At 62.8% G+C, this 23,268-nt stretch carries 24 protein-coding genes; 9 read left to right on the top strand and 15 right to left on the bottom strand.

The annotated features are described in order from the left end of the window. The first annotated feature begins 411 nt into the window (after positions 1-411). The gene (locus ABCR88_RS24595; protein ID WP_041119513.1) at positions 412-1,134 is read left to right on the top strand and encodes a response regulator; all 723 of its coding nucleotides are present in this window, start codon (positions 412-414) and stop codon (positions 1,132-1,134) included. After that, positions 1,131-2,741, top strand: a complete 1,611-nt coding sequence (locus ABCR88_RS24590) for an ATP-binding protein (RefSeq protein ID WP_350403643.1) — start codon at positions 1,131-1,133, stop codon at positions 2,739-2,741. Before ABCR88_RS24595 ends, ABCR88_RS24590 begins: the two co-directional genes overlap by 4 nt. Positions 2,742-2,754: 13 nt before the next feature. Here the strand turns inward: ABCR88_RS24590 and ABCR88_RS24585 are convergent, their stop codons facing one another. Both ABCR88_RS24585 and ABCR88_RS24580 read right to left on the bottom strand, forming a co-directional pair. Further along, positions 2,755-3,480, bottom strand: coding sequence for a 4'-phosphopantetheinyl transferase superfamily protein (locus ABCR88_RS24585; RefSeq protein ID WP_041119510.1), 726 nt, complete (start codon positions 3,478-3,480; stop codon positions 2,755-2,757). 93 nt (positions 3,481-3,573) lie between these two features. Beyond that, the gene (locus tag ABCR88_RS24580; protein WP_350403642.1) at positions 3,574-4,365 is read right to left on the bottom strand and encodes a dienelactone hydrolase family protein; all 792 of its coding nucleotides are present in this window, start codon (positions 4,363-4,365) and stop codon (positions 3,574-3,576) included. A 145-nt stretch (positions 4,366-4,510) separates the two neighbouring features. Between ABCR88_RS24580 and ABCR88_RS24575 the strand changes: the two genes are divergently transcribed. The 3 genes from ABCR88_RS24575 to ABCR88_RS24565 all read left to right on the top strand — a co-directional run bounded on the left by ABCR88_RS24575 (position 4,511) and on the right by ABCR88_RS24565 (position 7,253). Continuing rightward, positions 4,511-5,113 carry an outer membrane beta-barrel protein gene (locus tag ABCR88_RS24575; RefSeq protein ID WP_011062734.1) on the top strand — a complete coding sequence of 201 codons (603 nt, stop codon included), beginning with the start codon at positions 4,511-4,513 and terminating at the stop codon, positions 5,111-5,113. A 119-nt stretch (positions 5,114-5,232) separates the two neighbouring features. After that, positions 5,233-5,910 (top strand): response regulator, encoded by a 678-nt coding sequence (locus tag ABCR88_RS24570; RefSeq protein ID WP_011062733.1) that lies wholly within the window; start codon positions 5,233-5,235, stop codon positions 5,908-5,910. Continuing rightward, on the top strand, positions 5,907-7,253 hold the full coding sequence (locus ABCR88_RS24565; protein ID WP_011062732.1) for an ATP-binding protein: 1,347 nt from the start codon (positions 5,907-5,909) through the stop codon (positions 7,251-7,253). Before ABCR88_RS24570 ends, ABCR88_RS24565 begins: the two co-directional genes overlap by 4 nt. A 6-nt stretch (positions 7,254-7,259) precedes the next feature. Here the strand turns inward: ABCR88_RS24565 and ABCR88_RS24560 are convergent, their stop codons facing one another. Beyond that, positions 7,260-8,258 (bottom strand): AraC family transcriptional regulator, encoded by a 999-nt coding sequence (locus ABCR88_RS24560; protein WP_041119506.1) that lies wholly within the window; start codon positions 8,256-8,258, stop codon positions 7,260-7,262. A 333-nt stretch (positions 8,259-8,591) separates the two neighbouring features. Between ABCR88_RS24560 and ABCR88_RS24555 the strand changes: the two genes are divergently transcribed. After that, positions 8,592-9,923, top strand: coding sequence for a dicarboxylate/amino acid:cation symporter (locus tag ABCR88_RS24555; protein ID WP_011062730.1), 1,332 nt, complete (start codon positions 8,592-8,594; stop codon positions 9,921-9,923). A 147-nt stretch (positions 9,924-10,070) separates the two neighbouring features. Beyond that, the gene (locus ABCR88_RS24550) at positions 10,071-11,252 is read left to right on the top strand and encodes a CaiB/BaiF CoA-transferase family protein (protein ID WP_041119504.1); all 1,182 of its coding nucleotides are present in this window, start codon (positions 10,071-10,073) and stop codon (positions 11,250-11,252) included. A gap of 33 nt (positions 11,253-11,285) precedes the next feature. Here ABCR88_RS24550 and ABCR88_RS24545 read toward each other — a convergent pair whose 3' ends face one another. Further along, the gene (locus ABCR88_RS24545) at positions 11,286-11,780 is read right to left on the bottom strand and encodes a SprT family zinc-dependent metalloprotease (RefSeq protein WP_011062728.1); all 495 of its coding nucleotides are present in this window, start codon (positions 11,778-11,780) and stop codon (positions 11,286-11,288) included. A 151-nt stretch (positions 11,781-11,931) separates the two neighbouring features. Further along, positions 11,932-12,534 carry a Yip1 family protein gene (locus tag ABCR88_RS24540; RefSeq protein WP_011062727.1) on the bottom strand — a complete coding sequence of 201 codons (603 nt, stop codon included), beginning with the start codon at positions 12,532-12,534 and terminating at the stop codon, positions 11,932-11,934. Between the two features lie 291 nt (positions 12,535-12,825). Between ABCR88_RS24540 and ttcA the strand changes: the two genes are divergently transcribed. After that, complete coding sequence (ttcA, locus tag ABCR88_RS24535; protein WP_011062726.1) at positions 12,826-13,650, top strand: tRNA 2-thiocytidine(32) synthetase TtcA; 825 nt, start codon at positions 12,826-12,828, stop codon at positions 13,648-13,650. 44 nt (positions 13,651-13,694) lie between these two features. Here the strand turns inward: ttcA and ABCR88_RS24530 are convergent, their stop codons facing one another. From ABCR88_RS24530 to arsC, 7 genes are all read right to left on the bottom strand, one after another. Further along, a complete protein-coding gene (locus ABCR88_RS24530; protein WP_350403641.1) occupies positions 13,695-15,230 on the bottom strand; it encodes a glycosyltransferase family 39 protein in 1,536 nt (511 codons plus the stop codon). A gap of 113 nt (positions 15,231-15,343) precedes the next feature. Further along, positions 15,344-17,095, bottom strand: a complete 1,752-nt coding sequence (gene arnT / locus ABCR88_RS24525) for a lipid IV(A) 4-amino-4-deoxy-L-arabinosyltransferase (protein WP_041119502.1) — start codon at positions 17,093-17,095, stop codon at positions 15,344-15,346. A gap of 244 nt (positions 17,096-17,339) precedes the next feature. Then, entirely contained in the window at positions 17,340-18,005 is a 666-nt protein-coding gene (locus ABCR88_RS24520; protein WP_350403640.1) for a histidine phosphatase family protein, read from the bottom strand. Positions 18,006-18,457: 452 nt separating this feature from the next. After that, positions 18,458-19,129 (bottom strand): DNA-3-methyladenine glycosylase I, encoded by a 672-nt coding sequence (locus tag ABCR88_RS24515; protein ID WP_325985112.1) that lies wholly within the window; start codon positions 19,127-19,129, stop codon positions 18,458-18,460. A gap of 103 nt (positions 19,130-19,232) precedes the next feature. After that, positions 19,233-19,655, bottom strand: a complete 423-nt coding sequence (locus tag ABCR88_RS24510; protein ID WP_041119500.1) for a DUF2069 domain-containing protein — start codon at positions 19,653-19,655, stop codon at positions 19,233-19,235. Next, positions 19,648-20,253: an NAD(P)H:quinone oxidoreductase gene (gene wrbA / locus ABCR88_RS24505; RefSeq protein WP_350403639.1), complete on the bottom strand. Its 606-nt coding sequence runs from the start codon at positions 20,251-20,253 to the stop codon at positions 19,648-19,650. The genes ABCR88_RS24510 and wrbA overlap by 8 nt, the downstream gene beginning before the upstream one ends. Further along, positions 20,250-20,603 (bottom strand): arsenate reductase (glutaredoxin), encoded by a 354-nt coding sequence (gene arsC, locus ABCR88_RS24500; protein WP_041119496.1) that lies wholly within the window; start codon positions 20,601-20,603, stop codon positions 20,250-20,252. The genes wrbA and arsC overlap by 4 nt, the downstream gene beginning before the upstream one ends. 138 nt (positions 20,604-20,741) lie before the next feature. On the opposite strand from arsC, the gene ABCR88_RS24495 reads away from it, so the two are divergent. Next, entirely contained in the window at positions 20,742-21,206 is a 465-nt protein-coding gene (locus ABCR88_RS24495) for a TlpA disulfide reductase family protein (RefSeq protein ID WP_011062718.1), read from the top strand. 143 nt (positions 21,207-21,349) lie between these two features. On the opposite strand, the gene ABCR88_RS24490 is transcribed toward ABCR88_RS24495, so the two are convergent. The 3 genes from ABCR88_RS24490 to ABCR88_RS24480 all read right to left on the bottom strand — a co-directional run bounded on the left by ABCR88_RS24490 (position 21,350) and on the right by ABCR88_RS24480 (position 23,268). Continuing rightward, a complete protein-coding gene (locus tag ABCR88_RS24490) occupies positions 21,350-21,754 on the bottom strand; it encodes an META domain-containing protein (protein ID WP_011062717.1) in 405 nt (134 codons plus the stop codon). Next, a complete protein-coding gene (locus ABCR88_RS24485) occupies positions 21,751-22,188 on the bottom strand; it encodes a hypothetical protein (RefSeq protein ID WP_011062716.1) in 438 nt (145 codons plus the stop codon). Before ABCR88_RS24485 ends, ABCR88_RS24490 begins: the two co-directional genes overlap by 4 nt. A 90-nt stretch (positions 22,189-22,278) precedes the next feature. Then, positions 22,279-23,268, bottom strand: coding sequence for a 2-hydroxyacid dehydrogenase (locus ABCR88_RS24480; RefSeq protein WP_011062715.1), 990 nt, complete (start codon positions 23,266-23,268; stop codon positions 22,279-22,281).

The raw sequence follows: 23,268 nt of genomic DNA, 5'->3' as shown, positions 1-23,268 counted from the left end.
TTTTTAGCCGCCGGGCTACAAGATAATGCGTTTGGGGGGCTGATTGCAACGTACTGCCTGTGGATAAGGTTGTGCGTAAATTGTGTATGGACTGGGTAAAACTCACGCAGCCCGCAGTACCAGTGGATGGAACCGTTTGTCACTGTTTTTTACCGTCGAAAATTGCCTGGGGCGGATTTTTGCGGGCGCGAACCCTATCACAAAAAAACGCCCTGACCGAGTCGTTTTAGCCGCTTGTGTCGGCGCCTGTGCCGGTTGCTACAATCGGCAACGATCGACCGGGGTTTCCCGGCCTTTCCCATGGCAAACCAGCCACCTTTCCCAGAGCGTGTTATCCGCCTTTTTCATGACAGAAAGACGGGGGCTTTCCTGCTCAAGGTGGACTGGCAATAGAACAAGAAGAGGTCGTGCGTGGAACAGGAAGCCTGGCAGGTACTGATTGTCGAGGATGACCAGCGTCTGGCTGAGTTGACCCGTGAATATCTCGAAAGCAATGGCCTGCAGGTGGCGATCGAGGGCAACGGTGCCCGGGCCGCGGCCAGGATCATTGCCGAGCAGCCGGATCTGGTGATCCTCGACCTGATGCTGCCCGGTGAAGACGGCCTGAGCATCTGCCGCAAGGTTCGGGATCGTTATGACGGAGTGATCCTCATGCTCACCGCCCGTACCGATGACATGGACCAGATCATGGGCCTGGACCTGGGTGCCGACGACTATGTCTGCAAGCCGGTGCGCCCGCGGTTGCTGCTGGCGCGCATCCAGGCCCTGCTGCGCCGTAGCGAAGCCCCGGAGCCGGCGGTGGAGAAAAACCGCCGCCTGCAGTTCGGCCCGCTGGTGGTGGACAATGCCCTGCGCGAGGCGTGGCTGAGCGATGCCGGGATCGAATTGACCAGTGCCGAGTTCGACCTGCTGTGGCTGCTGGTGGCCAATGCCGGGCGGATCCTGTCCCGGGAAGAAATCTTCACCGCCCTGCGCGGCATCGGCTATGACGGCCAGGACCGCTCCATCGATGTGCGGATCTCGCGCATCCGCCCGAAGATCGGTGACGATCCGGAGCACCCGCGGCTGATCAAGACCATTCGCAGCAAGGGTTACCTGTTCGTTCCCGAAGCCGCCGCCGACATGCGCTCGTGAACTCGATCTTCCTGCGGATCTACGGCGGTATGTGCGCCGCGCTGATCCTCGTGGCGTTGCTTGGGGTCCTGGCCCTGCATCTGTTGAACCAGGTGCGCAGCGAGCAGTACCGCGAGCGGCTGGCCCACGGCACTTTTTCGCTGATGGCGGACAACCTGCAGCCGATGAGCGAGATCGAGCGTCGCCGGGCGCTGGCGGTGTGGGAGCGCTTGCTGGGCATTCCCCTGAGTCTCAAGACCTTCAGCCAGACCGACCTGGACAGTAGCCAGCGCGGTCGGGTGCTGCGCGGCCAGGCGCTGGTGGAGCAGACCGGCCCCTTCGCCGCCCGGGTCTATCGCCTGGTCAGCGAGAAGGAGCAGCTGCTGCTCAGTGCCGAGGTCCAGCAGATCAGCGAGCAGTTGGCCCGGGCCACTATCTACCTGCTGGCGGATGAGCTGGTGCGTTATCCGGTGGCAGAGCAACCCCAGCGTCTGGCTGCACTCAAGGAAGCCAAGGGGTTCGGCTTCGATATGCAGTTGTCGACTCTGGACGCTGCCGACATGGACGAGGATCAGCGGCGCCGGGTGGCCGAGGGCGACACGGTGATGGCCCTGGGCAAGGGTGGCGATTCGATCCGGGTTTTCGCCGGCCTGGTGGGCACGCCCTGGGTGCTGGAGATCGGCCCGCTGTATCAGATGAATCCCTATCCGCCGCAATGGCTGGTGCTGATTGCCGTGCTGGGCCTGAGCCTGATCGGCCTGATCGTCTATCTATTGGTGCGCCAGCTGGAGCGGCGCCTCAGCGGCCTGGAGTCGGCGGCCACGCGGATCGCCAGGGGCAGCCTGGAGACCCGCGTGCCGGCCCGTGGCGTGGACTCCGTGGGGCGCCTGGCGGCGGCCTTCAATGGCATGGCCGAGCACTTGCAGCGCCTGCTGGCGATTCAGCGCGAGCTGGTACGTGCGGTGTCCCATGAGTTGCGCACACCCGTGGCGCGGCTGCGTTTCGGCCTGGAGATGATTGCTTCGGCGAGCACCGATCAGGCCCGGCAGAAGTACCTGGACGGCATGGACAACGACATTCAGGACCTCGACCGGCTGGTGGACGAAATGCTTACCTACGCCCGCCTGGAGCAGGGCTCGCCGGCCCTGAATTTCCAGCGTATCGACCTGGATGCGCTGATCAACCAGGTGATCAGCGAACTGGCGCCGCTGCGGGCCAATCTCAAGGTCCGGCGTGGCCTGTGCCTGTCTGCCGCCGAATGTGACGGTGCGTGGGTCGAGGCCGAGCCGCGCTACCTGCACCGGGCCTTGCAGAACCTGGTGGGCAACGCCATGCGTCATGCCGAGTCCCAGGTGACGGTCAGCTATCAGGTAGGGCAGTTGCGCTGCCGGGTGGATGTGGAAGATGACGGTCCCGGCGTGCCGGAACATGCCTGGGAAAAGATCTTCACCCCATTCCTGCGCCTGGATGACAGCCGCACCCGGGCTTCCGGCGGGCATGGGCTGGGGCTGTCGATTGTGCGGCGGATCATCCATTGGCACGAGGGCCGCGCCCTGATCAGCAAGAGCAAGAACCTGGGCGGTGCCTGCTTCAGCCTGAGCTGGCCACGGCATCAAGAACCCCGCTGAGGGCGGCTCCGGTTCAGGCCTTGATGGCCACCAGGCTCAGCAGATGATCGTCTTGCACGGCGAACTGCCCTTGCAGTTCGCGGCCGTGCTGCCATTCCTCGGACAGATCGGTGAGCAGGCGCATCCGCACCGGCCCTTCGGCAGACCATTCCAGGACTTCGGCGTGTTCGAAATAGAAGCGTTTGTGCACCAGCGGGTACAGGGCCTTGAACAGGCTTTCCTTGATCGAGAAGGTCAGGGTTACCGCCAGTGCATGCAGCTCGGCCGGCAACTGGTCGCGGCGCTGCAGTTCGGCCGGGGTCAGGATCTGCTCCGCCAGTTTGGCCGCACGTTCTGCACTGAGCAGGTGTTCCAGGTCCATTCCCAGGCCACGCCAGTGTTGCTTGTCGGCGACGATGGCCGCGGCGCGTCCGCTGCTGTGGGTGATCGATCCGCAGATGTGTTCGGGCCAGATTGGCGCTCGGTCATCGCCAATGGGCGGTACCCAGTCCAGTCGTTGCAGTTGCTGCAAGGCGGCCCGGGCACACAGGCGTCCAGCGAGAAATTCGGCCTTACGCTTGGCCACCGAACGCTGGATGCTCGGCGGTGCCTCGATGCCGCTGCGCTGAAAATCATCCGCGGCAAGTTGCCCGGGATCGAACCGGGTACTCAGCCAGAGGGCTTGGGGCAGGACGTTCGGCAGCGGCCAGGCAGCGTCCAGAGGGGTGCAGCAAGCGGGGAGGGGGAGGAGAGCATTCATGGCCGCTAGTGTGCCGGGTTGCTGCGTTTGAGGGTAGTCGGGTGAAGCGCAAAGGGGTGCCGCAGCGCACTGACGGCAACCCAGATCCGGCGGCTAGCCAAACAGTTTTTTGAAGAATGCCTGCATGTCGGCCCAGGAACGCTCATCGGCGGCCTTGTTGTAGCCGATGTCCGGCCCGCCGTGTTCGCCATGGCTCAGGCGGTCGGCATCGGGATTGCTGAAGCCATGCTTGGCTCCCTCCAGGCTGACGAAGCGGTAGTCGACGCCGGCCTTGTCCATTTCCGCTTTGAAGGTGGTGACGTTGTCCGCCGTCACCATGCTGTCCTGGGCCCCATGTTCCACCAGGATCTTGGACTTGACGCTGCCGGGTGTAGCCGGTGTGGCGGTGGCCAGGGCACCGTGGAAACTCACCACGCCGGCCAGGGGCAGGCCCTGGCGCGCGGCGTCGAGGACAATCTTGCCGCCAAAGCAGTAGCCGATGGCAGCGAGTTTCTGCGGATCGGTCTGCGGTTGCTGTTTCAACAGCTCAAGGCCGGCGTTGAAACGTGCACTGGCAGCGGCACTGTCCTTCAGCGCGGCCTGCATGAAGGCCATGGCGTCCGCCGGGTGTTCGGTGTGCTTGCCCTGGCCGTACATGTCGATGGCCAGGGCACTGTAGCCAAGGGCGGCAAGGTCCCGGGCCCGGCGCTTGGCGTAGTCGTTGAGGCCCCACCATTCATGCACCACCACGATGCCCGGGCGCGGGCCCTGTAGGGCGTCGTCGTAGGCGTAGTAGCCGATCAACTGAGTGCCGTCGGTACTGCGATAGGGAATTTCCTGAGTCTTGATGGCGGCCTGGCTGAGGCCGCCGAGGGTTAACAGGACCAATGCGACGAGCATGCGCATGAGGGGAACTCCGGTTGAAAAGGTGTCAGCACAGCCTAGTCGATCTGGTTCAGGCGAGGTTAAGGGTGTGTTCAGGGGGAGTTCAGGGCGGGCTGTTTACTCTAGCCCCGTACCCAAAAAGCCAATAGCGCAAAGGAAACTTCCTATGACTTCATTGAAAAAGCTGTTCCTGGCCTTTACCGTCTTCGGCGCCAGCGCCGCCGCCCAAGCCGCTGACAGCAACTTTGTTGGGTTGTCCTTCGGCCAGACCAGCGACAAGATCAACAAGTCCAGCCAGCTCAACAGCAACCTGGGCCATCCGAACGCCGATGGCGTGATCGGCAAGGACAACACCTGGGGTGTACGCGCCGGTCAACAGAATGACCAGGGTCGCTACTACGCTACCTACGATTATGTGTCTGGCTCCCACAACGGCATTAAACTGCGCCAGCAGAATCTGCTGGGCAGCTACGATATGTTCCTGCCGGTGACCAGCAGCACCAAACTCTTTGGCGGCGGCACGGCCGGCCTGACCAAGCTGACTCAGGAGTCTCCGGGCTTCAGCCGTGACAGCGACATTGGTTACGCGGTGGGCGTACAGGCCGGCGTCCTGCAACAGGTTTCACAGAACACCTCGGTGGAGCTCGGCTACCGTTACCTGCGCAGCAATGCCGGGACCGAGATGAGCGAGCGCGGTGGCAGCAAGCAGGGTTCGCTGAGCCTTACCAGCAGCGCCCAGACCTATCTGTCGGCCAACTACGCTTTCTGATAAGCGGCCTGGCCTGGACCGCGCCGGATCGTGCCTTGGGCACGGTCCGGCGTTGGCGCATTAATCATCAGGGCGCAGGGGCGCCCCTGGAGATGTCGAATTTTGCCTGGGAGAGCGTTATGAAGTTGCTGGTCGTCGAAGATGAGGCGCTGTTGCGTCATCATTTGCAAACCCGGCTCACCGACAGCGGTCATGTCGTCGAGTCCGTGGCCAACGCCGAGGAGGCGCTGTATCAGACCGAGCAGTTCAACCACGATCTGGCGGTGATCGACCTGGGCCTGCCCGGCATGGGCGGGCTGGACCTGATCCGCCAGTTGCGCAACCGTGGCAAGACGTTCCCGATCCTCATCCTCACGGCCCGTGGCAACTGGCAGGACAAGGTCGAGGGCCTGGCGGCCGGTGCGGACGACTATGTGGTCAAGCCATTCCAGTTCGAAGAGCTGGATGCGCGCCTGAATGCGCTGCTGCGGCGCTCCAGTGGCTTCACCCAGTCCACCATCATTGCCGGGCCGCTGCTGCTGGACCTGAACCGTAAGCAGGCCTCCCTGGATGAGCAGCCCCTGGCCCTGACGGCCTATGAGTACCGGATTCTCGAATACCTGATGCGTCATCATCAGCAAGTGGTGGCCAAGGACCGGCTCATGGAGCAGTTGTACCCGGACGACGACGAGCGCGATCCGAATGTCATCGAAGTGCTGGTGGGCCGCTTGCGGCGCAAGCTTGAGGGGCCGTCGGGCTTCAAGCCGATCGATACGGTGCGTGGTCTGGGCTACCTGTTCAACGAGCGTTGCCGATGATTCGATCGCTGCGCCTGCGCCTGATGCTGGCCGCCACGACTCTGGCGGTGCTGTTCATGCTGGCCCTGCTGCCAGCCATGCAGGGGGCGTTCAGCCTGGCGTTGCAGGACTCTATCGAGCAGCGCCTGGCTTCCGATGTCACCACCCTGATCAGTGCGGCGCGGATCGAGAACAACCGCCTGCAGATGCCGGCGCAATTGCCCGACGAGCGCTTCAACCTCGCCGACAGCCGGCTGCTGGGCTATATCTACGACCGCGAAGGGCACCTGGTCTGGCGCTCGCGGGCGACCCAGGAAGAGAACATCAACTACCGGCCGCGGTACGACGGGCGTGGCAATGAGTTCGCCAGGATCCGCGAAGCCAACGGCCAGGAGTTCTTCGTCTACGACGTCGAGATCAAGCTGCTGGGGGGCAAGAGCGCGGCCTTCAGTATTGTCGCGCTGCAGCCGGTGCGTGAGTACCAGCAAACCCTGGAAGGCGTTCGGGAAAACCTCTACCTGGGGTTCGGCGCGGCCTTGCTGGTGCTCCTGGCACTGCTCTGGCTCGGCCTGACCTGGGGGTTGCAAGCCTTGCGACGCTTGAGCCAGGAGCTGGACCAGATCGAAAGCGGCACCCGCCAGAGCCTCAGTGAGGAGCACCCGCGCGAGCTGTTGCGCCTGACGGGCTCGTTGAACCGCCTGCTGCAAAGCGAGCGTGAGCAGCGTAGTCGCTATCGTGACTCCCTGGATGACCTGGCCCACAGCCTGAAAACCCCGTTGACGGTGTTGCAAGGCGTGAGCGAGGACATGGCGCAACGGCCCCAGGATCGTGAGCAGGCCTGGGTGCTGCAGGCGCAGATCGAGCGCATGAGCCAGCAGATCAGTTACCAGTTGCAGCGCGCCAGCCTGCGCAAGAGCGGCCTGGTGCGCCACCAGGTGCGGCTGCGGCCGGTGCTGCAAAGCCTCTGCGACACCCTGGACAAGGTCTATCGCGACAAGCAGGTACGGGTGTCCTTCGACTTGCCGGAACGCTGCTACCTGCCGATCGAGCACGGCGCCTTGCTGGAGTTGCTCGGCAACCTGCTGGAGAACGCTTATCGCCTGTGCCTGAGCTCAGTGCGCATCAGCGTGCGCGAGACCCTGGAAGGCTCCGAGTTGTGTGTGGAAGACGACGGCCCCGGCGTGCCACCCGATCAGCGGGCGCGGATTCTGCAGCGCGGTGAGCGCCTGGATCGCCAGCACCCCGGGCAGGGCATCGGCCTGGCGGTGGTCAAGGACATCATCGAGAGCTACGGCGCGCAACTGACCCTGGGGGATTCGGCCCTGGGGGGGGCGGCCTTCCGGATTCACTTTCCGGCCCTGTAGGGGGGGCTACTGTTCCCGGGCGCGGTAGGCGCCCGGGGTCAGGCCGGTCCATTTCTTGAACGCCCGGTGAAAGGCCGAGGGCTCGGAAAAGCCCAGTTGTTCGGCGATCTGTTGCAATGACAGGTCGGCCCGGCCGAGGTGGTAGATGGCAATGTCGCGGCGCAGCTCATCCTTCAGCTCCTGAAAGCTCGAACCTTCTTCGCGTAGATGCCGGCGCAGGGTCTGCGGGCTGACGTGCAGGTGCTGGGCGACGCTTTCCAGGTCGGGCCAGTGCTCGCGGTCGCGACTGAGCAGGCGGCGCAGCTGGCTGCTGAGGCTGTCGCCTTCATCCGGGCGCGACAACAGGTCGGCGGGAGAGCGTTCGAGGAAGTGTTTGAGGGTGCGTTCGTCCTGCAGCAGCGGCATGCCCAGGTAGCGACTGTGGAACAGCAGGCTGCTGCGCTCCTGGTTGAACAGCAGCGGGCAAGGGAAAAGCAGGTCGTATTCCGCGCCGTGATCGGGTTTGGGGTAGCTGAAGCAGGCCTGCTCCAGGCGGATGCGCTGGCCGATCAACCAACTGCCGAGGCGATGCCAGATCACCAGCAGGCTCTCGCTGAGAAAGTGCTCGGGATCCCATAGCTCGGAATCATCCAGGCTCAGCCGGGCCATTTCTCCTTCACGCGTCAGACTCAGACGCGGGGCTTCCGGAAACAGGCTATAAAATAATAAGCCGCGATGGAGTGCTTTTTCCAAGGTACGGCAGTGGATCAGCGCGTGGCACATCATGGCGAAGGTCCCGCGCTTGCTGGGGCCATGGCCGAACCCGAGGTACTCGTCATCCAGCTCCAGCCACAGTTGCTGCAACAGGCGGGTGAATTGCTCGGGGGCGATACGGGCCTTGGGTTGGTTCAGCAGCTCGGGGCTGATGCCCAACTGATGCAGCAGGGGCGCGTAGTCATAGCCGTGCCGGCGTGCTCCGCCCAGGGCGGCACGGGCAAAGTGGCTGGCGATGGTGCGTTCGCGCATGCAGGCAGGTCCGTCCATTGAGTGGCGGATCTTAGCCAGCCCCCAGGAAGGGAACAAGGCGGATATCCGCCAAATTGTAGGACGAGAGAGGGTGAGTGGGCGGAAATCCGCCAGCTTCAGCCTGCGCAACGGATGCAAGGATCAGCCCGCACCCCTGATGTCTAAAGGCCTGCAAGGCTTTTTCACAAGGTGGCACGGGCTTTGCGATAGAGCCGGAAGATCTGCCAGCACGCAGCTCGACACAACAAATCCCTCCAGCGCAGGAGGGTTCGCACTTTAGGCACCGCATGCATCGACGGAAAGTGCATGCCGGGGCTCTTGAGGAAACTTGCAATGACGACTCGTCAGCCACTGTACAAATCCCTGTATTTCCAGGTGATCGTTGCCATCGCCATCGGCATCCTGCTCGGCCACTTCTACCCTCAGACCGGTGTGGCTCTCAAGCCCCTGGGTGACGGCTTCATCAAACTGATCAAGATGGTCATCGCTCCGATCATTTTCTGTACCGTGGTGAGTGGTATCGCCGGCATGCAGAACATGAAGTCGGTGGGCAAGACCGGCGGCTATGCGCTGCTGTACTTCGAAATCGTCTCCACCATTGCCCTGCTGATCGGCCTGATCGTGGTCAACGTGGTGCAGCCGGGGGCCGGCATGCACATCGACGCTTCGACCCTGGACGCCTCGAAAGTTGCAGCCTACGTGACTGCCGGTAATGACCAGAGCATCGTCGGCTTCATCCTCAACATCATCCCGGCCACCATCGTCGGCGCCTTCGCCAATGGCGATATCCTGCAGGTGCTGATGTTCTCCGTGGTGTTCGGTTTCGCCCTGCATCGCCTGGGGGCCTACGGCAAGCCGGTGCTGGATTTCATCGACCGTTTCGCCCATGTGATGTTCAACATCATCAACATGATCATGAAGCTCGCGCCCCTGGGTGCGCTGGGCGCCATGGCGTTCACCATTGGTGCCTACGGTGTGGGTTCCCTGGTGCAACTGGGCCAACTGATGATCTGCTTCTACATCACCTGCGTGGTGTTCGTGCTGGTGGTCCTGGGGGCAATCTGCCGCGCCCACGGCTTCAGCGTGATCAAGCTGATCCGCTACATCCGTGAAGAACTGCTGATCGTGCTGGGAACTTCCTCCTCGGAATCGGCCCTGCCGCGCATGCTGATCAAGATGGAACGCCTGGGCGCCAAGAAGTCGGTGGTCGGCCTGGTGATCCCTACCGGTTATTCGTTCAACCTCGACGGTACTTCGATCTACCTGACCATGGCTGCGGTGTTCATTGCCCAGGCCACTGATACCCACATGGACATCACTCACCAGATCACCCTGCTGCTGGTGCTGCTGCTGTCTTCCAAAGGCGCTGCCGGTGTGACGGGCAGTGGCTTCATCGTCCTGGCCGCGACCCTGTCGGCCGTGGGTCACCTGCCGGTGGCCGGCCTGGCGCTGATCCTGGGTATCGACCGCTTCATGTCCGAAGCTCGCGCCCTGACCAACCTGGTGGGCAACGCCGTGGCTACCGTAGTGGTTGCCAAGTGGGTCAAGGAGCTGGACGAAGACAAGCTGCAATCCGAGCTGGCTTCCGGTGGCCGGCCGATTACCGACACCCGTGAAACCGATGACCTGGGTGTGGCCGAAGGCCCGGCACCGAGCATCAAGTAAGCCTTGAGCTATATAAAGAACCCGCTTCGGCGGGTTTTTTATTGCCTGGCGATTGAGCGCAACGGTCAGCCCGGCTGACTGTTGCGGTGATTGTTGCGGGCGTCGCGGCTGCCTACTCTGTGGGCTGCCGATCAAGAGGAGAGGGCTATGCAAGGGCCGTTGGCGTCACTCAAGGTACTGGATTTCTCCACCCTGCTGCCGGGGCCCTTCGCCTCGTTGCTGCTGGCGGACATGGGCGCCGAGGTCCTGCGCATCGAGTCGCCGACCCGCATGGATCTGTTGCGAGTGTTGCCGCCCCACGATGCCGGGGTTTCCGCCAGCCACGCTTATCTCAACCGTAACAAGCGCAGCCTGGCCCTGGACCTCAAGCGTCCCGAAGCGCTGGAGGTGGTGCGGCAACTGGTGCAGGACCACGACATTGTTCTCGAACAGTTCCGTCCGGGCGTGATGGAGCGCCTGGGGCTGGGTTACCAGGCCTTGAAGGCGATCAACCCGCGGCTGATCTACGTCTCCATTACCGGCTATGGCCAGACCGGCCCCTACCGGGACCGCGCCGGGCATGACATCAACTACCTGGCCCTGGCCGGGCTGGCCAGCCAGACCGGCCGCTGCGATCAGGGACCATTACCCCTGGGCATCCAGGCCGCGGATATCGCGGGGGGCTCGCTGCATGGGGTGATCGGCCTGTTGGCAGCGGTGATCGCGCGCCAGCACAGCGGCCAGGGACAGTACCTGGACGTGAGCATGACCGACTGCGTGTTCAGCCTGAACGCCATGGCCGGTGCCGGCTACCTGGCCTGTGGGGTCGAGCCCGGAATGGAGCAGCAGGTGCTCAATGGTGGCAGCTTTTATGATTACTACCGCAGCCGGGACGGGCGCTGGCTGTCGGTGGGCAGTCTGGAGCCGGTATTCATGCAGCAGTTGTGTCAGGCCCTGGGCCGCCCGGAACTGGCGGCCCAGGGCCTGTCTCCCTTGCCTGAACAGCAACAGGCACTGAAGCAGGCCTTGCAGGTCGAATTCGAGAAACACGATTTCGCCGAGTTGTGCCAGCTGTTCGCTGGTTTCGATGCCTGCGTCGAGCCGGTGCTGAGCCTAGGCGAGGCCCTGGAACATCCGCAGTTGCAGGCCAGGCAACTGGTCAGCCAGGTGCCCCGTGAAGACGGCAGCCGGCAGGCGCAGATGGCCTGCCCGTTGAAGTTTTCCGAGGGGCTGCCAGAGCCGCGGCATATTGGCGCCAGGTTGGGGGCGCATTCCGATCAGGTGCTGGAGGAACTGGGCTATAGCGCCGAGCGCATCGAGGCACTGCGGCGCGAGGGGGTCATCGCGTAGCTGCGGGTTTGCCGAGGCAGTGCTTTAAAACTGTCACTCGACCCTGGTTTCCCCGCTGTAGACCAGGGTTTGCCGACAACGCCGGCACAGATAGCGACGCCCCTGGGCCACCAGTTTGTGGCGTTGGGCGGAGAACGGGAAATCGCTCTCGGCGCAGGGGCAGCGGTAGATATAGCGGGTCACGCTGCGACGCTTTACGTCGTAGGTATGACAACGATTGGGTGGCAGTTCGTACACCCCGCGCATGATCAGTTGCCACTCTTCACCGTGGGGCTGGATACGTTCGCCAAACAGTTGGTGGGCGATCAGGTGTGCCACTTCGTGGGCTACGGTCTGCTTGAGGAAGTCCTCGGTGTTTTCCCGGTACAGCTGCGGGTTGAAGCGCAGCAGGTTCTCGTGCAAATGGGCGACACCGGCTTTCTGGCCACGCAACTTGAGGCTGACCACCGGGCGTTTGAAAGGACGTTTGAAAAAGGATTCAGCGAGTTGGAAACAATCTTCGACGCGGGTATTGAGTTGCTCGGGCATGCTTAACGGCTCTCCAGAGGGAGTGAGTATGCCGCAAACACGGGGGATTCCGAATCGCCCAGGCGCCGAATGGTCATCCACCCCGCGCCCATAAGAAGGCCGCCTTGCGGCGGCCTGTGCTGGCAGACAGAGGGTTATTATTGGTGCGGCGTCAGTTGGTGTACACGGGGCCGACGCCCAGGCCCCAGACAATCACGGTGAAGGCCATGATCGCGACCAGCACCACGAGGCCTACTGCCAGCACTGAGCTGGAAAACAGGAACCCCTCGTCTGACGGGATATTCATGAAGGTCGGTAGCCCGACATACAGCAGGTAGACCGTGTAGCAGATGGCGGCAGTGCCGACGATCATGCCCAGCCACATGTGCGGGTACAGCGCCGCCAGGCCACCGACGAACAGTGGTGTGGCGGTGTAGGTGGCAAAGGCCACGCAACGTGCCAGGCTTGGGCTGGCGTCATAGGTCCGGGCCATCCAGTGGATGAACGCGCCCATCACCGCCACGCCGCCGAGCATGGCCAGGTACGACATGATGGTCATCCACAGGGCGCTTTCCATGGTCAACATCACCGGCGCGCGATTGCCGATGACCCAGCCGACCTGGGTGGTGCCGATAAAAGCCGAAATGGCGGGGATTGCCGCAAGGATCAGCGTATGGGTGAGGTACATGTGGCTGATGCTTTCCTCGGCATCGCCACGGATATCTCGCCATTCCTGATCGGGGTGGGTGAAGAGTCCTACGACATGATGAATCATGGTCAGTCACTCCTTTATTGTTGCCATCGCCCCCCAACGGAGCGCTTACAGCCAAGTGGCACAGTCAGTATAGGTCTATATGTGTGTGCGACCTTATGTCGCAGTATAGGGAGGAGTTTTCCGCAGATGTGCGCACCTTTAGAGCAAATTGCGCTGTAAACCCCCGGGCTAATCGCCGCTGCATCTGTCATGGCGGCCCCGGCACCGTTGCTCTGCGGCGCTTTCACGGGGCTGGGGTTTTTGCGTAAAATGTCCGGCTTTTCGTCACATACCTCGCGGATTTCAAGAGCCATGGGCACTCTTACGGTCAACCAGAACAAACTGCAGAAACGTCTTCGCCGCCAGGCGGGCGAAGCGGTCGCCGATTTCAACATGATCGAAGAGGGCGACAAGGTCATGGTCTGCCTGTCCGGCGGCAAGGACAGCTACACCATGCTCGACGTGCTGCTGCACCTGCAGAAGGTGGCGCCGATCAAGTTCGAGATCGTCGCGGTGAACATGGACCAGAAACAGCCAGGCTTTCCCGAGCACGTGCTGCCGGCCTACCTCAAGGAACTGGGGATCGAGTACCACATTGTCGAGAAGGACACCTATTCGGTGGTCAAAGAGCTGATCCCGGAAGGCAAGACCACCTGCTCGCTGTGCTCGCGCCTGCGTCGCGGCACCCTGTACACCTTCGCCGACGAAATCGGCGCCACCAAGATGGCCTTGGGTCACCACCGCGACGATATCGTCGAGACCTTCTTCCTCAACATGTTCTACAACGGTTCGCTCAAGGCCATGCCGCCCAAGCTGCTGGCCGATGACGGGCGCAACGTGGTAATCCGCCCGCTGGCCTACTGCAGCGAGAAGGACATCCAGGCCTATTCCGACCTCAAGCAGTTCCCGATCATCCCGTGCAACCTCTGCGGTTCCCAGGAGAACCTGCAACGCCAGGTGGTCAAGGAGATGCTTCAGGAATGGGAGCGCAAGACTCCAGGGCGTACCGAAAGCATCTTCCGCGGCCTGCAGAACGTGATCCCCTCGCAACTGGCGGACCGCAATCTGTTCGACTTCACCAGCCTGCGCATCGACGACAGCGCCACGCCGCGTTTCGTCAATGTGGTGAACCTCTGATCCGATCCTGGTGAATCCGGGCTGCGCTTGCGCAGCCCGGTCATTCAGTTCCCCGGCATGCGGGGAATGAAGGCCACGCTGCCTTGCGCCGGTTTCTTGGCCAGGCGCTCACCGTTGGTCGGGGTGGTGCGGACCAGTTGATGATCCTCGCCCAGATACCCCAGCATCAGCGGTTCATCGTGCTTCTGCTGGACGAAGATCAGGGTGCGCTGCGGGTCCCAGTGCTGGCCACTGGTCTTGTCCAGCCAGGCCATGAAGTCCGCGCTGCTGCCATTACGCGGGAAATCCGCAGTTTCTGCCACGTAGTAGAAGGGTGCGCCCTGGTTCTGCAGGTACATCGGCAGTTTGTTATCGATTTCCACCATGACCATCCGCCATTGATTCCAGGGAGCGATCCGGCTCGCGGCGGCCCGGGTATCGACGCTGAACTGCATCACCCCCCCGCCGCTGTTGCTCCAGGGGTAGGCCACCCCCAGCACCAGCAGCATGACCAGGGCTGCGCAGGAGAAGCCGAGGGGCCAGCCACGGGAAACGGGTTTGCCGGCGGCCTGGCGTAGCTGCAGCCGACGGTTGAGCCACCAGGCACCGAGCAACTGAGCGAAGGGCACCAGGGGCAGAACGTAATAGCTGCGCCGGCTGCCACTGGCAGTGAAGAACAGGAACAGCAGCCCCAGGGCCCACACCAGCCAGCGTTCATTGGGTTGCAACTGGCGCCAGTGCCGGGCCGCCAGCCATAGGCCGAGGATCCAGCAGGGCGCCCAGGGCAAGGTATAGGCCGGCAGGTAGATCAGGTAGGTGTAGATCGGCCCGACATGGTCGAAGGGGTTGAAGAAACGCACCACATTCTCGCGAAACACCAGGCTCAGGCCGCTTTCCCCGTAGCTGGGAGCGCCGTACAGGTGCGAGAGAACGAAGGGCACCATGTAGAACAGCGCGGCGATGCTCAAGGCCAGCAACAGGCGCAGGTTCAGGTGGCGTTTCCAGCGCCCCTGGCTCAGCAGGTGTGGCAACAGGATCAGCCCCGGCAGGACGAAGCCGATCAGCCCCTTGAGCAGTGAGGTCGCCGCCAGTATCAGGAAGAACACCGTATAGCGGCCCAGGCGGGTATCTTTCGGGCCGCGCCAGTACCACCACACTGCAGCCAATACGCCACAGACGGTCAGGATGTCGGCCGTGGCCACCCGCGCCCAGAAGGCGAAATAGAAGGTGGTGGCCAGCATCCAGCCGGCGATCAGCCCAGTGCCTTTGTGGAACAGCCGCTCGCCGATCAGGTAGACCAGCCAGATGCTCAGCCATGCGGCGATCACCGAGGACAGGCGCAGCGACCAGTGCCCCAGGTCCCCCATCAGCCAGGCGCTGGCGGTAATCAGCCAGTAGGAGGGCAGGGGCTTGTCGTAGTAGGGAGCGCCCTTGAGGTAAGGGTCGAAATAGTCGCCACTCTGCAACATCTGCAAGGCGATGTTGGCCCAGCGGGTCTCCGGCCCCCAGAGTTCACGGGAGCCCAGGCCCAGCAGCAGGATCAAGGCAGACACGCCGAGCAGCAGGGCCAGGGCCCCGCGTTCGCTGCGAAACAGATTCATAGATGGATTTCCAGAGCGGCGGTGGGAAAAGTCGCAGCCATCCAGGGCATCGAAGCGTGAAGAAAAGCCAGCGCCAACCGTGGTCGGCGCTGTCGTTACAAGGGTACCCAGGGTCAGGGTTGGCTTTGTGGCAGGATCAGCACCAGCATATTGCCTTCCTCATAGCGCTTGCCTCCGGGCGGCAGCAGCGCCACTTCCTCGCTTTCCACCACGTCCTTGACCCGCATCACCACACCCACCGAACCCTGTTTGCGGGCCTCGCTGACCCACTGCCCGACCTCGGCCATGCTTACCTTGCGCTGCGCCGAATCAGCATAAGCCAGGCCATATTTCAATTCGCCCTCGGTGTTGTACAGCGTCACCTCCGGGCGTTGCAGGCGCCAGGCCAGGGCCGAGGCGGTGCCCAGGTCATTGCTCAGCAGCGTCTTGGTCTGCCTGAGCTCCTCGATATGTTCCTTGATGAACTGGTCCGGCATCTGGTTATGCACGATGAACCCCGGCATACCCGCCGGCAGCAGGGCCACCAGCAACCAGATGCCCAGGGCCGGGGCCGCCCAGTACTGCAGCGGCCGGGCGGCCGGCAGCAGGTTGGCGATGATCCAGCCCATCAGCATGATGAACACCAGGGACAGGCCGAGCATCTCGTTGTGGCCGTAGACCGGCCGGGTGAGCTGGATGTACAGCAGGGCCACCATGGCCGCCACGCCGATCAGCAGGTTGAGCAGGCTGTTGATGCGGATGCTCCGGCCCTGGCTGGCGTTGATACGGTCGATCAGGGCGCTGCCCATGAGCACGGCCAGCGGCAGCAGGCACGGCATGATGTAGGTTGGCAGCTTGCCGCGGCTCAGGCTGAAGAACGCCAGGGGCAGCAGGAACCACAGCAGCAGGAAACCGGTCGGGGCCTGGCGCTTGTCTTTCCAGGCTTGCATGAATGTGCCCGGCAACAGGGCTGCCCAGGGCAGGCTGGAGGCCACCAGCAGCGGCAGGTAGAACCACCAGGGGCGGGTATGTTGGGCGTTGTCGGCGGCGAAGCGGCGAATGTGCTCGTGCCAGAAGAAGAAACGCCAGAAGTCGGGCTCGTGGGCGTGAATGCTCAGTACCCAGGGCAGGCTGATGCCGATCGCTACCAGCACGGCCACCAGCCCGTAGCGCAGCAGTTCGCCCAGACGGCGTTGCCAGATCATGTAGGGCAGGGCGATGAGTACCGGCAACAGCCAGGCCAGGAACCCCTTGGTCATGAAGCCCATGCCACAGGCGACGCCCAGCCCGGCCCATGCCAGCAGGCGTTCGCGGGTGGTCCGGCCGTCCAGGGCGAACCACAGGGCTACCAGGCTCAGGTTGACCCACAAGGTGAACTGCGGATCAAGGTTGGAGTATCCGGCTTGCCCGGCAATCAGGCCGAAGCTCATATAAAGCAAGGCGGCGGCGAGGCTCTTGCGCGGGTCGTTCCACATGCGGCGGGTGATCAGGTAGGCCAGCAGTACGCTCAGGCCGGTGCTCAGGGCCGAGGCAATGCGCACGCCGAACAGGTTGTCGCCAAAGACCGCCTGGCCGATGGCGATCAACCAATAGCCGGCGATGGGCTTCTCGAAGTAGCGGATGCCCATGAAGTGTGGCGCCACCCAGTCGCCACTGAGCAGCATTTCCTGGCTGATCTGGGCGTAGCGGGTCTCGTCGGGAATCCACAGGCCGTGGCTGGTCAGAGGTAGCAGGTAGAACAGGCTGAAGGCCACGAGCAACAGAGGAAGTGCCCAGCGCTGGAGAGTGCTGGTTGTACTTGCGCCGAGGGTAAAGCCGGACGGCGGGGCGCTTGTTCCATAAGCGGGGGGCGGCGAAGTGCGGTGCATTTGTATCCTCGAAGTCATTGGCCGATAGCGATTTTGTTATTTGCTGGGGGTTGCTGACAAAGCGTCAATTTTGTGGAGCTGTTGGCTTTCCCAAGTTCGCGAAGTTTCAGCGGGCAGCATTCATTTGTTTGAGAGGTTTTTTCATAAATGCGACTGTCCGTTTCTTATTAGTACAGAAATTTGTTAAGTCAATTAATTAGCCGGCAAGTGTGTTGCTTCCCCTAATAAAGTCTGTTGGCATGTTGTTAAAAACAGTTACAAGTTACTCAAGGGGTTGATCAAGTACACGCTGCCAGCTGCCCGCATCCAGGGTTCCCAGTACTTGCATGTGGCCTTGTGGATCCAGAGTGATAAACAACGAGCTGGTGTATTCGCTGGCCAAGGCGTGCGGGTAGCCCAGCTGGCGTTCCAGGCTACTGATGCAGTCGCTGTGGGTTATCAGGATCAGATTGCGCTTGAGTGACTTGTGCGCCTTGATCGTCTGCTGGAAATGCTCGTCACAGGTGGCCAGCCAGTCCTGGGTCTGCGCCGCACCGTTGAACATGAATTCCGTCGTTTGCCGGGTGCGGGTTGCGGGGCTGCTGATGACATCAGTGGCGGCCATGCCCAGGGTGCGAAAGGCTCGTCCCAGGTCGTTGGCGCTGTGGCTTCCGAGCTGGGTAATGCCATCGGCGGGCCCCAGGCAGGGGTTGGCGGAGCGGTCACAACGCTCGGCATGGCGGACCAGGACTATCACTTCGCCCCCTTGCCAGTGGCGGTAGATGTTGGCCTGCTGCATCTGGTTGCCGACCCCCAGGTCGCGAGGTGTGACGGGCCACAGGACAAAGCCGCTGACCAGGATTGCCAGGGCCGCCGCACAGACGCCACCGACGATTCGCCAGGTTCGGGGGGGCTTGTTGCCAGTGCCGGATTCAGCGGTGTTGAGCACGTGGTGTACCTGAGTAGGTTTTTGCCGAGTGTTGGTTATTCGGGTTGGAACTGGTGCGTTGAAGACGAACGACATGCAGCCACTGGAACCCGCACTGCAACTGGGGCCAATTTAGGTCGGGCCAGGTGGGCGAAGAGTGAAAGCAATGTGAAAAAAACGAATGGGCGACGGCAGTTCTTTTAAACCGGACAGCCTTTGTTCAGGTTGTTGGCCCGAACGCTGCTTTAGTTATCCGGTTATGCACGTCAGATGGCTTCGGGAGGTTATTCCCGGAGTTTCGTTTTTATCGTTGAGGCAAGTGCGAGGCGAACTTTATCCGATAAAAAACAGCGGATGAAAAATCCTCGCGTTTAGTTCAGCTTATTGTCAGCTTGGGCTGGAGGGCGGGCATGAGAAGGGAGGTTTTCCTGCCCGTTGTTTCGGGCAGGAAGTGATGCTGGGGAGCGGGCGGCTCAGTGATTGACGGTGTAGGCCAGCATTGCCGACAGCTGGCACAGTGGCCGGCTGCTCTCCTGCTGCCATTGGTTGAATACTTCCTGCACCAGGGCCTGGTCGCGTTTGCTGCTGGGCACCTTGTCGATGATGTTCTGGGCATTGAGGGCCGCGACCACGTCCCAGGTGGGGATAAAGGTGTCCTTGCCCACCATACGCAGGAAGCGCGGGGCAGACAGCCCGCCCATCTGGTTGCCATGTTTGGCCAGGTACTGCCAGAGCCCGGTGATGTCCTGCACCGGCCAGTCGGCGATGAAGGCGCCAAAGCTGCCGCGCTGCTTTTGCACATCGAGGATCATCTGCGCGTTGCGCGGCACGCTCTTGAGCTTGCCCAAGTGGCGGATGATCCGCGTGTCCTGCATCAGCCGCTCCAGGTGCTCGGCGCCCATCAGCACCACCTTGTCCGGGTCGAAGCCGAAAAACACCTGCTCGAACGCTGGCCATTTGGCGTCCACCAGGCTGTGTTTGAGCCCGGCGCGGAAAACCCGCAGGGCCAGGGTCGAGAGGTAGCGGTCGGCGCTTAATGCGCGCAGGTAGTCGTCGCTGGCCGGGGTGGGCAACTGGGCTTCCAGGGCCGCAGCGGAACCGAAGCGGTTGAGACAGTATTCATTCAGCCATTTGTAATCGTGCATGCCTGCTCCGGGACGGTCGGGAGGGTCGGAAAGTCTGTTGACCAAGGTTGGGGCCTTTGGCGGCATTACAAGTTCCCCGGGAGCCGGGGAACCTGGGGTGGATTCAGGCCGGGCTGGCGCCTTCGCCCGCGAGCCGGCGATTAAGCTGGAAGCGCCAGCGCACGTAGAGCAGCGCCGAAGTGAACACGGCCAGGCTGGCGAACATCTCCAGCAGGCCGAACATGTGGCGGTTCGGATCGTAGGCCGCCAGGGCGCCCTTGATGAAGTACAGGTTGACCACGAAGCACATCCACGAATGGCCACGGGCACTGCCGCTGAGCATGCCGGGGGCCATCAGCAGCAGCGGCACCAGCTCAATCAGCAGGATGACCCAGGGGCGGGCACCGTGCAGATCGGCCACCAGCAGGTAATACCCGCAAAGCAGCCCCACCAGGCCGAAGAAGCAGACCAGGCTGAGGAGTCGCATCAGGCGGACCCGGGGCTCCAGCCATTCCACCGGGGGCAGGATCTTCGGCTTCTTAGCCACGGCCGTTCTCCAGTCGCTGGGCGGTTTTCGCCAGACGCAGGCCCAGGGCCCGGCACAGCGCAATCTCGTGTTCGTCCAGTGGGCTCTTGCCATCTGCTCCGGCATGGTGGCTGGCGCCATACGGCGTGCCGCCACCGCGGGTTTCCAGCAAGGCCGACTCGCTGTAGGGCAGGCCGGTGATCAGCATGCCGTGATGCAGCAATGGCAGCATCATCGATAGCAGGGTGGCTTCCTGGCCGCCATGCAGGCTGGCGGTCGAGGTGAACACGCCGGCAGGCTTGCCCACCAGGGCACCGGTCAGCCAGAGGTTGCTGGTACCGTCGAGAAAATACTTCAGCGGCGCTGCCATGTTGCCGAAGCGGGTCGGGCTGCCCAGGGCCAGCCCTGAGCAGTGCTTCAGATCGTCGAGGCTGGCGTACAGGGCGCCGCTTTCGGGGACGTCCGGGGTGACCGCCTCGCATTCAGCGGAGATCGCCGGGACAGTGCGCAGACGAGCCTCCAGGCCGGCCTGCTCGACGCCGCGGGCGATCTGCCGGGCCATTTCGTTGGTCGAGCCGTTGCGGCTGTAGTACAGGACCAGGATATAGGGCGCGCTCAAGGCAGGATCTCCAGCACGTTCTCCGGCGGCCGGCCAATGATGGCCTTGTCGCCAGCTTCGAGAATCGGCCGCTCCATGAGTTTCGGGTGCTGGGCAATGGCGGCGACCAGTTGCTCTTCGCTGAGGCTCGGGTCGGCCAGGTTGAGGGTCTTGTACTCGTCCTCGCCGGTGCGCAATAGCTGGCGCGCGCTGAGGCCGAGCTTGGCCAGAAGGCTGCGCAACTGGGCGGCATCCAGTGGGGTTTCCAGGTAGCGGACCACGGTCGGGGCCAGGCCGCGTTGTTCCAGAAGTTCCAGCGCACCGCGGGATTTCGAGCAGCGCGGGTTGTGATAAAGCGTCAGATCGGTCATGTGCGGGTCGCATCTTGCGTAAGGTGGCGGCTATTCTACCCGCGCGACGAGCACTCCTGAACCTTGGGAGTCGTTAGGTCGCAGCGACCCTGGGTCGACGGTTATTTTCAAGACATCTTTCAAGACAGGAAACAGCGTATGGCAAGGCAATTGGCGGCGGTATTGGCGATCATTACAACCCTGCTGCTGGGCGGCTGTGGCAATGACTACGGGGTCGACCAGTATGGCCAGAAAGTCGCCGCCGAGCGTATCGACAAGCAGTGGCTGGTGCTCAACTACTGGGCCGAGTGGTGCGGGCCTTGCCGTACCGAGATCCCGGAACTCAATGCCCTGAACGAGCAGCTCAAGGGGCAGTCGGCATCGGTGATGGGGGTCAACTTCGACAATGTGCAGGGTGAAGAGCTAAAGAGCGCCAGCGAGAAGCTGGGGATCAAGTTCACGGTGCTGGCACGGAACCCCGCGGAGCTCTTCGATCTGCCACGCAGCGAAGCGTTGCCGGTGACCTACATCATCGACGACAAGGGCAAGGTACGTGAGCAGATGATGGGCGAGCAGACTGCAGCCGGCGTGCTGGCGAAACTGCAGGCCTTGCGCGGGCATTGAGGGCGCGAGGATCTGTAGCCGCTGCCGCGCAGTGCGAGCGCCCTCAAGTGACGCAGGGGGCCTGAAACTCGCCAGAGATTCATCCAGGAACATCCTGGAGTCCCGTTCGCAGCCTCGCGGGCTCGGCAGCGGCTAGCGCACTATCAGCCTTCTTCCAGCCACCAGCGCAACGGCTTGCCCTCGGCAGGCCAGAACCGCACCTGTTCGATCGGCGAGATGTCCCAGCGCTCAACGGTTTCCAGCGCCTGAAGGAAGCGCCGCTCCTGCTCCATCAACGCCGGTGCACAGAGTTTGCGGGTGCTGCCGACCTTGCCGAAGCTGAGTTTTTCGCCGTCCAGGGTGTAGGGCGCGAACCAGTGGTTGCAGCCGCCATTGCCATAGGCCCGACCGTCCTCGCCGAGGGTGATGGTCAGGTGGCTGTAATCGATCAGCGGACGCTCGCCAATCCATTCCAGGACGTAACTGCGGTCCTGCTGCAGCTTCAGCGGCTCGGCGGCGCAGCCCAGCAGGCCGGCCCCCAGCGCCGCAGCCAGCATCAGGCGTTTCATTGGCCGGCCTGCTGGCATTTCGGGCAGCGGTGATGCTCACCCTCGCTACGCCAGCCGAGCTCGGCAATGCGCGCGCTGGCGGCAGGCTTCTGGGCCTTGCTGCCCAGCTTGGCATCCACTGCGAACTCGAAGTCCAGGGTGGCGTCGCAGCTGTCGCAATTGACCTGCCACTGGTGGATCGCCAGTTCGCCGAATACCGGGCCACGCGCCACGGCGACCCACTGGCCGACGGGGTTGATCAAGTGACGCACGGTGTCCACGGTCAGGCGCATGGAGAGGTCCTTGCTGCCCTTGAGGGTGACCAGAAGCACGTCGTCGGTACGGATCGAGCCACCGTTGCCGGTGACTTGATAGCGGCCGGGCACCAGGGCACGGCATTCGATCAGGGTGTGTTGCGGGTTCATCAGGTTGTAGCGGAAATCGTGTTCGACCATGGGTCCTCCAAATCTGCCGCGTATGCTAGCACGGGCCCCTGCGGCGCAGGTTGCGGGCAGGTGACCTTCGATCAGCCCGTGGCGCGGATTTCAGCCGTGGACCCGGTTCTGCGGCTGGCCAGCTGCCCAGCTGGCGATGTTGTGCAAGGTGGTCTCGGCGATGGCCGCCAGGGCTTCGCGGGTCAGGAACGCCTGGTGCGCAGTGACTATCACGTTGGGAAAGGTCAGCAGCCGCGCCAGCACGTCATCCTGCAGGGGTAGATCGGAGCGGTCCTCGAAGAACAATTGCGCCTCTTCTTCATAGACATCCAGCCCCAGGTAGCCCAGTTGGCCACTCTTGAGCGCCTCGATCAGCGCCGGGGTGTCCACCAGGCCGCCACGCCCGGTGTTGATCAGCATTGCTCCCGGTTGCATGTGGGCCAGGCTCTGCTGGTTGATCAGGTAACGGCTGTCCTCGGTCAACGGGCAGTGCAGGCTGATGATCTGTGATTGGGCCAGCAGCTCGGGCAGGTCCAGGTAACGGGCACCGAGGGCTTCTACGGCGGGATTGGGGAAGGGGTCGTACGCCAGCAGCTGGCAGCCGAAGCCGGCCATGATCCGGGCGAAGGTGGCGCCGATCTGGCCGGTGCCGACAATGCCCACGGTCTTGCCCACCAGGTCGAAGCCGGTCAGGCCGTGCAGGGTGAAGTCGCCTTCGCGGGTGCGGTTGTAGGCCCGGTGCAGGCGGCGGTTGAGCGCCAGGATCAGGGCCACGGCATGTTCGGCGACCGCATGGGGGGAATAGGCCGGGACCCGTACCACATCCAGCCCCAGGCGCTGGGCCGCGCTCAGGTCGACGTGGTTGTAACCGGCCGAGCGCAGAGCGATCAGGCGGGTGCCACCGGCAGCCAGTTGTTCCAGTACCGGGGCACTGAGGTCGTCGTTGATAAAGGCACAGACCACTTCATGGCGTTCAGCCAGGGCGGCGGTATCCAGGCTCAGGCGTGCGGCCTGGAATTGCAGTTCGATGCCTGCTGGCAGTTGAGCGCCGAGGAAACTCTCGCGGTCGTAGTTCTGGCTGCTGAAAAGAATCGTACGCAT

The sequence above is a fragment of the Pseudomonas sp. W17 genome (assembly GCF_040268305.1).
GTDB classification, from domain to species: domain Bacteria; phylum Pseudomonadota; class Gammaproteobacteria; order Pseudomonadales; family Pseudomonadaceae; genus Aquipseudomonas; species Aquipseudomonas protegens.
Note: the sequence above shows the minus strand (reverse complement) of the source record. Positions and strands in the feature narration are given on the sequence as shown.

Coding starts and splice junctions, on each gene's coding strand:
- ttcA (WP_011062726.1), top strand. CDS start 12,826: ATGGGCACTCTTACGGTCAACCAGAACAAACTGCAGAAACGTCTTCGC.
- ABCR88_RS24515 (WP_325985112.1), bottom strand. CDS start 19,129: ATGCACGATTACAAATGGCTGAATGAATACTGTCTCAACCGCTTCGGT.
- ABCR88_RS24530 (WP_350403641.1), bottom strand. CDS start 15,230: ATGAATCTGTTTCGCAGCGAACGCGGGGCCCTGGCCCTGCTGCTCGGC.
- arsC (WP_041119496.1), bottom strand. CDS start 20,603: ATGACCGATCTGACGCTTTATCACAACCCGCGCTGCTCGAAATCCCGC.
- ABCR88_RS24565 (WP_011062732.1), top strand. CDS start 5,907: ATGATTCGATCGCTGCGCCTGCGCCTGATGCTGGCCGCCACGACTCTG.
- ABCR88_RS24555 (WP_011062730.1), top strand. CDS start 8,592: ATGACGACTCGTCAGCCACTGTACAAATCCCTGTATTTCCAGGTGATC.
- ABCR88_RS24490 (WP_011062717.1), bottom strand. CDS start 21,754: ATGAAACGCCTGATGCTGGCTGCGGCGCTGGGGGCCGGCCTGCTGGGC.
- ABCR88_RS24480 (WP_011062715.1), bottom strand. CDS start 23,268: ATGCGTACGATTCTTTTCAGCAGCCAGAACTACGACCGCGAGAGTTTC.
- ABCR88_RS24585 (WP_041119510.1), bottom strand. CDS start 3,480: ATGAATGCTCTCCTCCCCCTCCCCGCTTGCTGCACCCCTCTGGACGCT.
- ABCR88_RS24485 (WP_011062716.1), bottom strand. CDS start 22,188: ATGGTCGAACACGATTTCCGCTACAACCTGATGAACCCGCAACACACC.
- ABCR88_RS24495 (WP_011062718.1), top strand. CDS start 20,742: ATGGCAAGGCAATTGGCGGCGGTATTGGCGATCATTACAACCCTGCTG.
- ABCR88_RS24560 (WP_041119506.1), bottom strand. CDS start 8,258: ATGCGCGAACGCACCATCGCCAGCCACTTTGCCCGTGCCGCCCTGGGC.
- ABCR88_RS24580 (WP_350403642.1), bottom strand. CDS start 4,365: ATGCGCATGCTCGTCGCATTGGTCCTGTTAACCCTCGGCGGCCTCAGC.
- ABCR88_RS24545 (WP_011062728.1), bottom strand. CDS start 11,780: ATGCCCGAGCAACTCAATACCCGCGTCGAAGATTGTTTCCAACTCGCT.
- ABCR88_RS24540 (WP_011062727.1), bottom strand. CDS start 12,534: ATGATTCATCATGTCGTAGGACTCTTCACCCACCCCGATCAGGAATGG.
- arnT (WP_041119502.1), bottom strand. CDS start 17,095: ATGACTTCGAGGATACAAATGCACCGCACTTCGCCGCCCCCCGCTTAT.
- ABCR88_RS24550 (WP_041119504.1), top strand. CDS start 10,071: ATGCAAGGGCCGTTGGCGTCACTCAAGGTACTGGATTTCTCCACCCTG.
- ABCR88_RS24575 (WP_011062734.1), top strand. CDS start 4,511: ATGACTTCATTGAAAAAGCTGTTCCTGGCCTTTACCGTCTTCGGCGCC.
- ABCR88_RS24570 (WP_011062733.1), top strand. CDS start 5,233: ATGAAGTTGCTGGTCGTCGAAGATGAGGCGCTGTTGCGTCATCATTTG.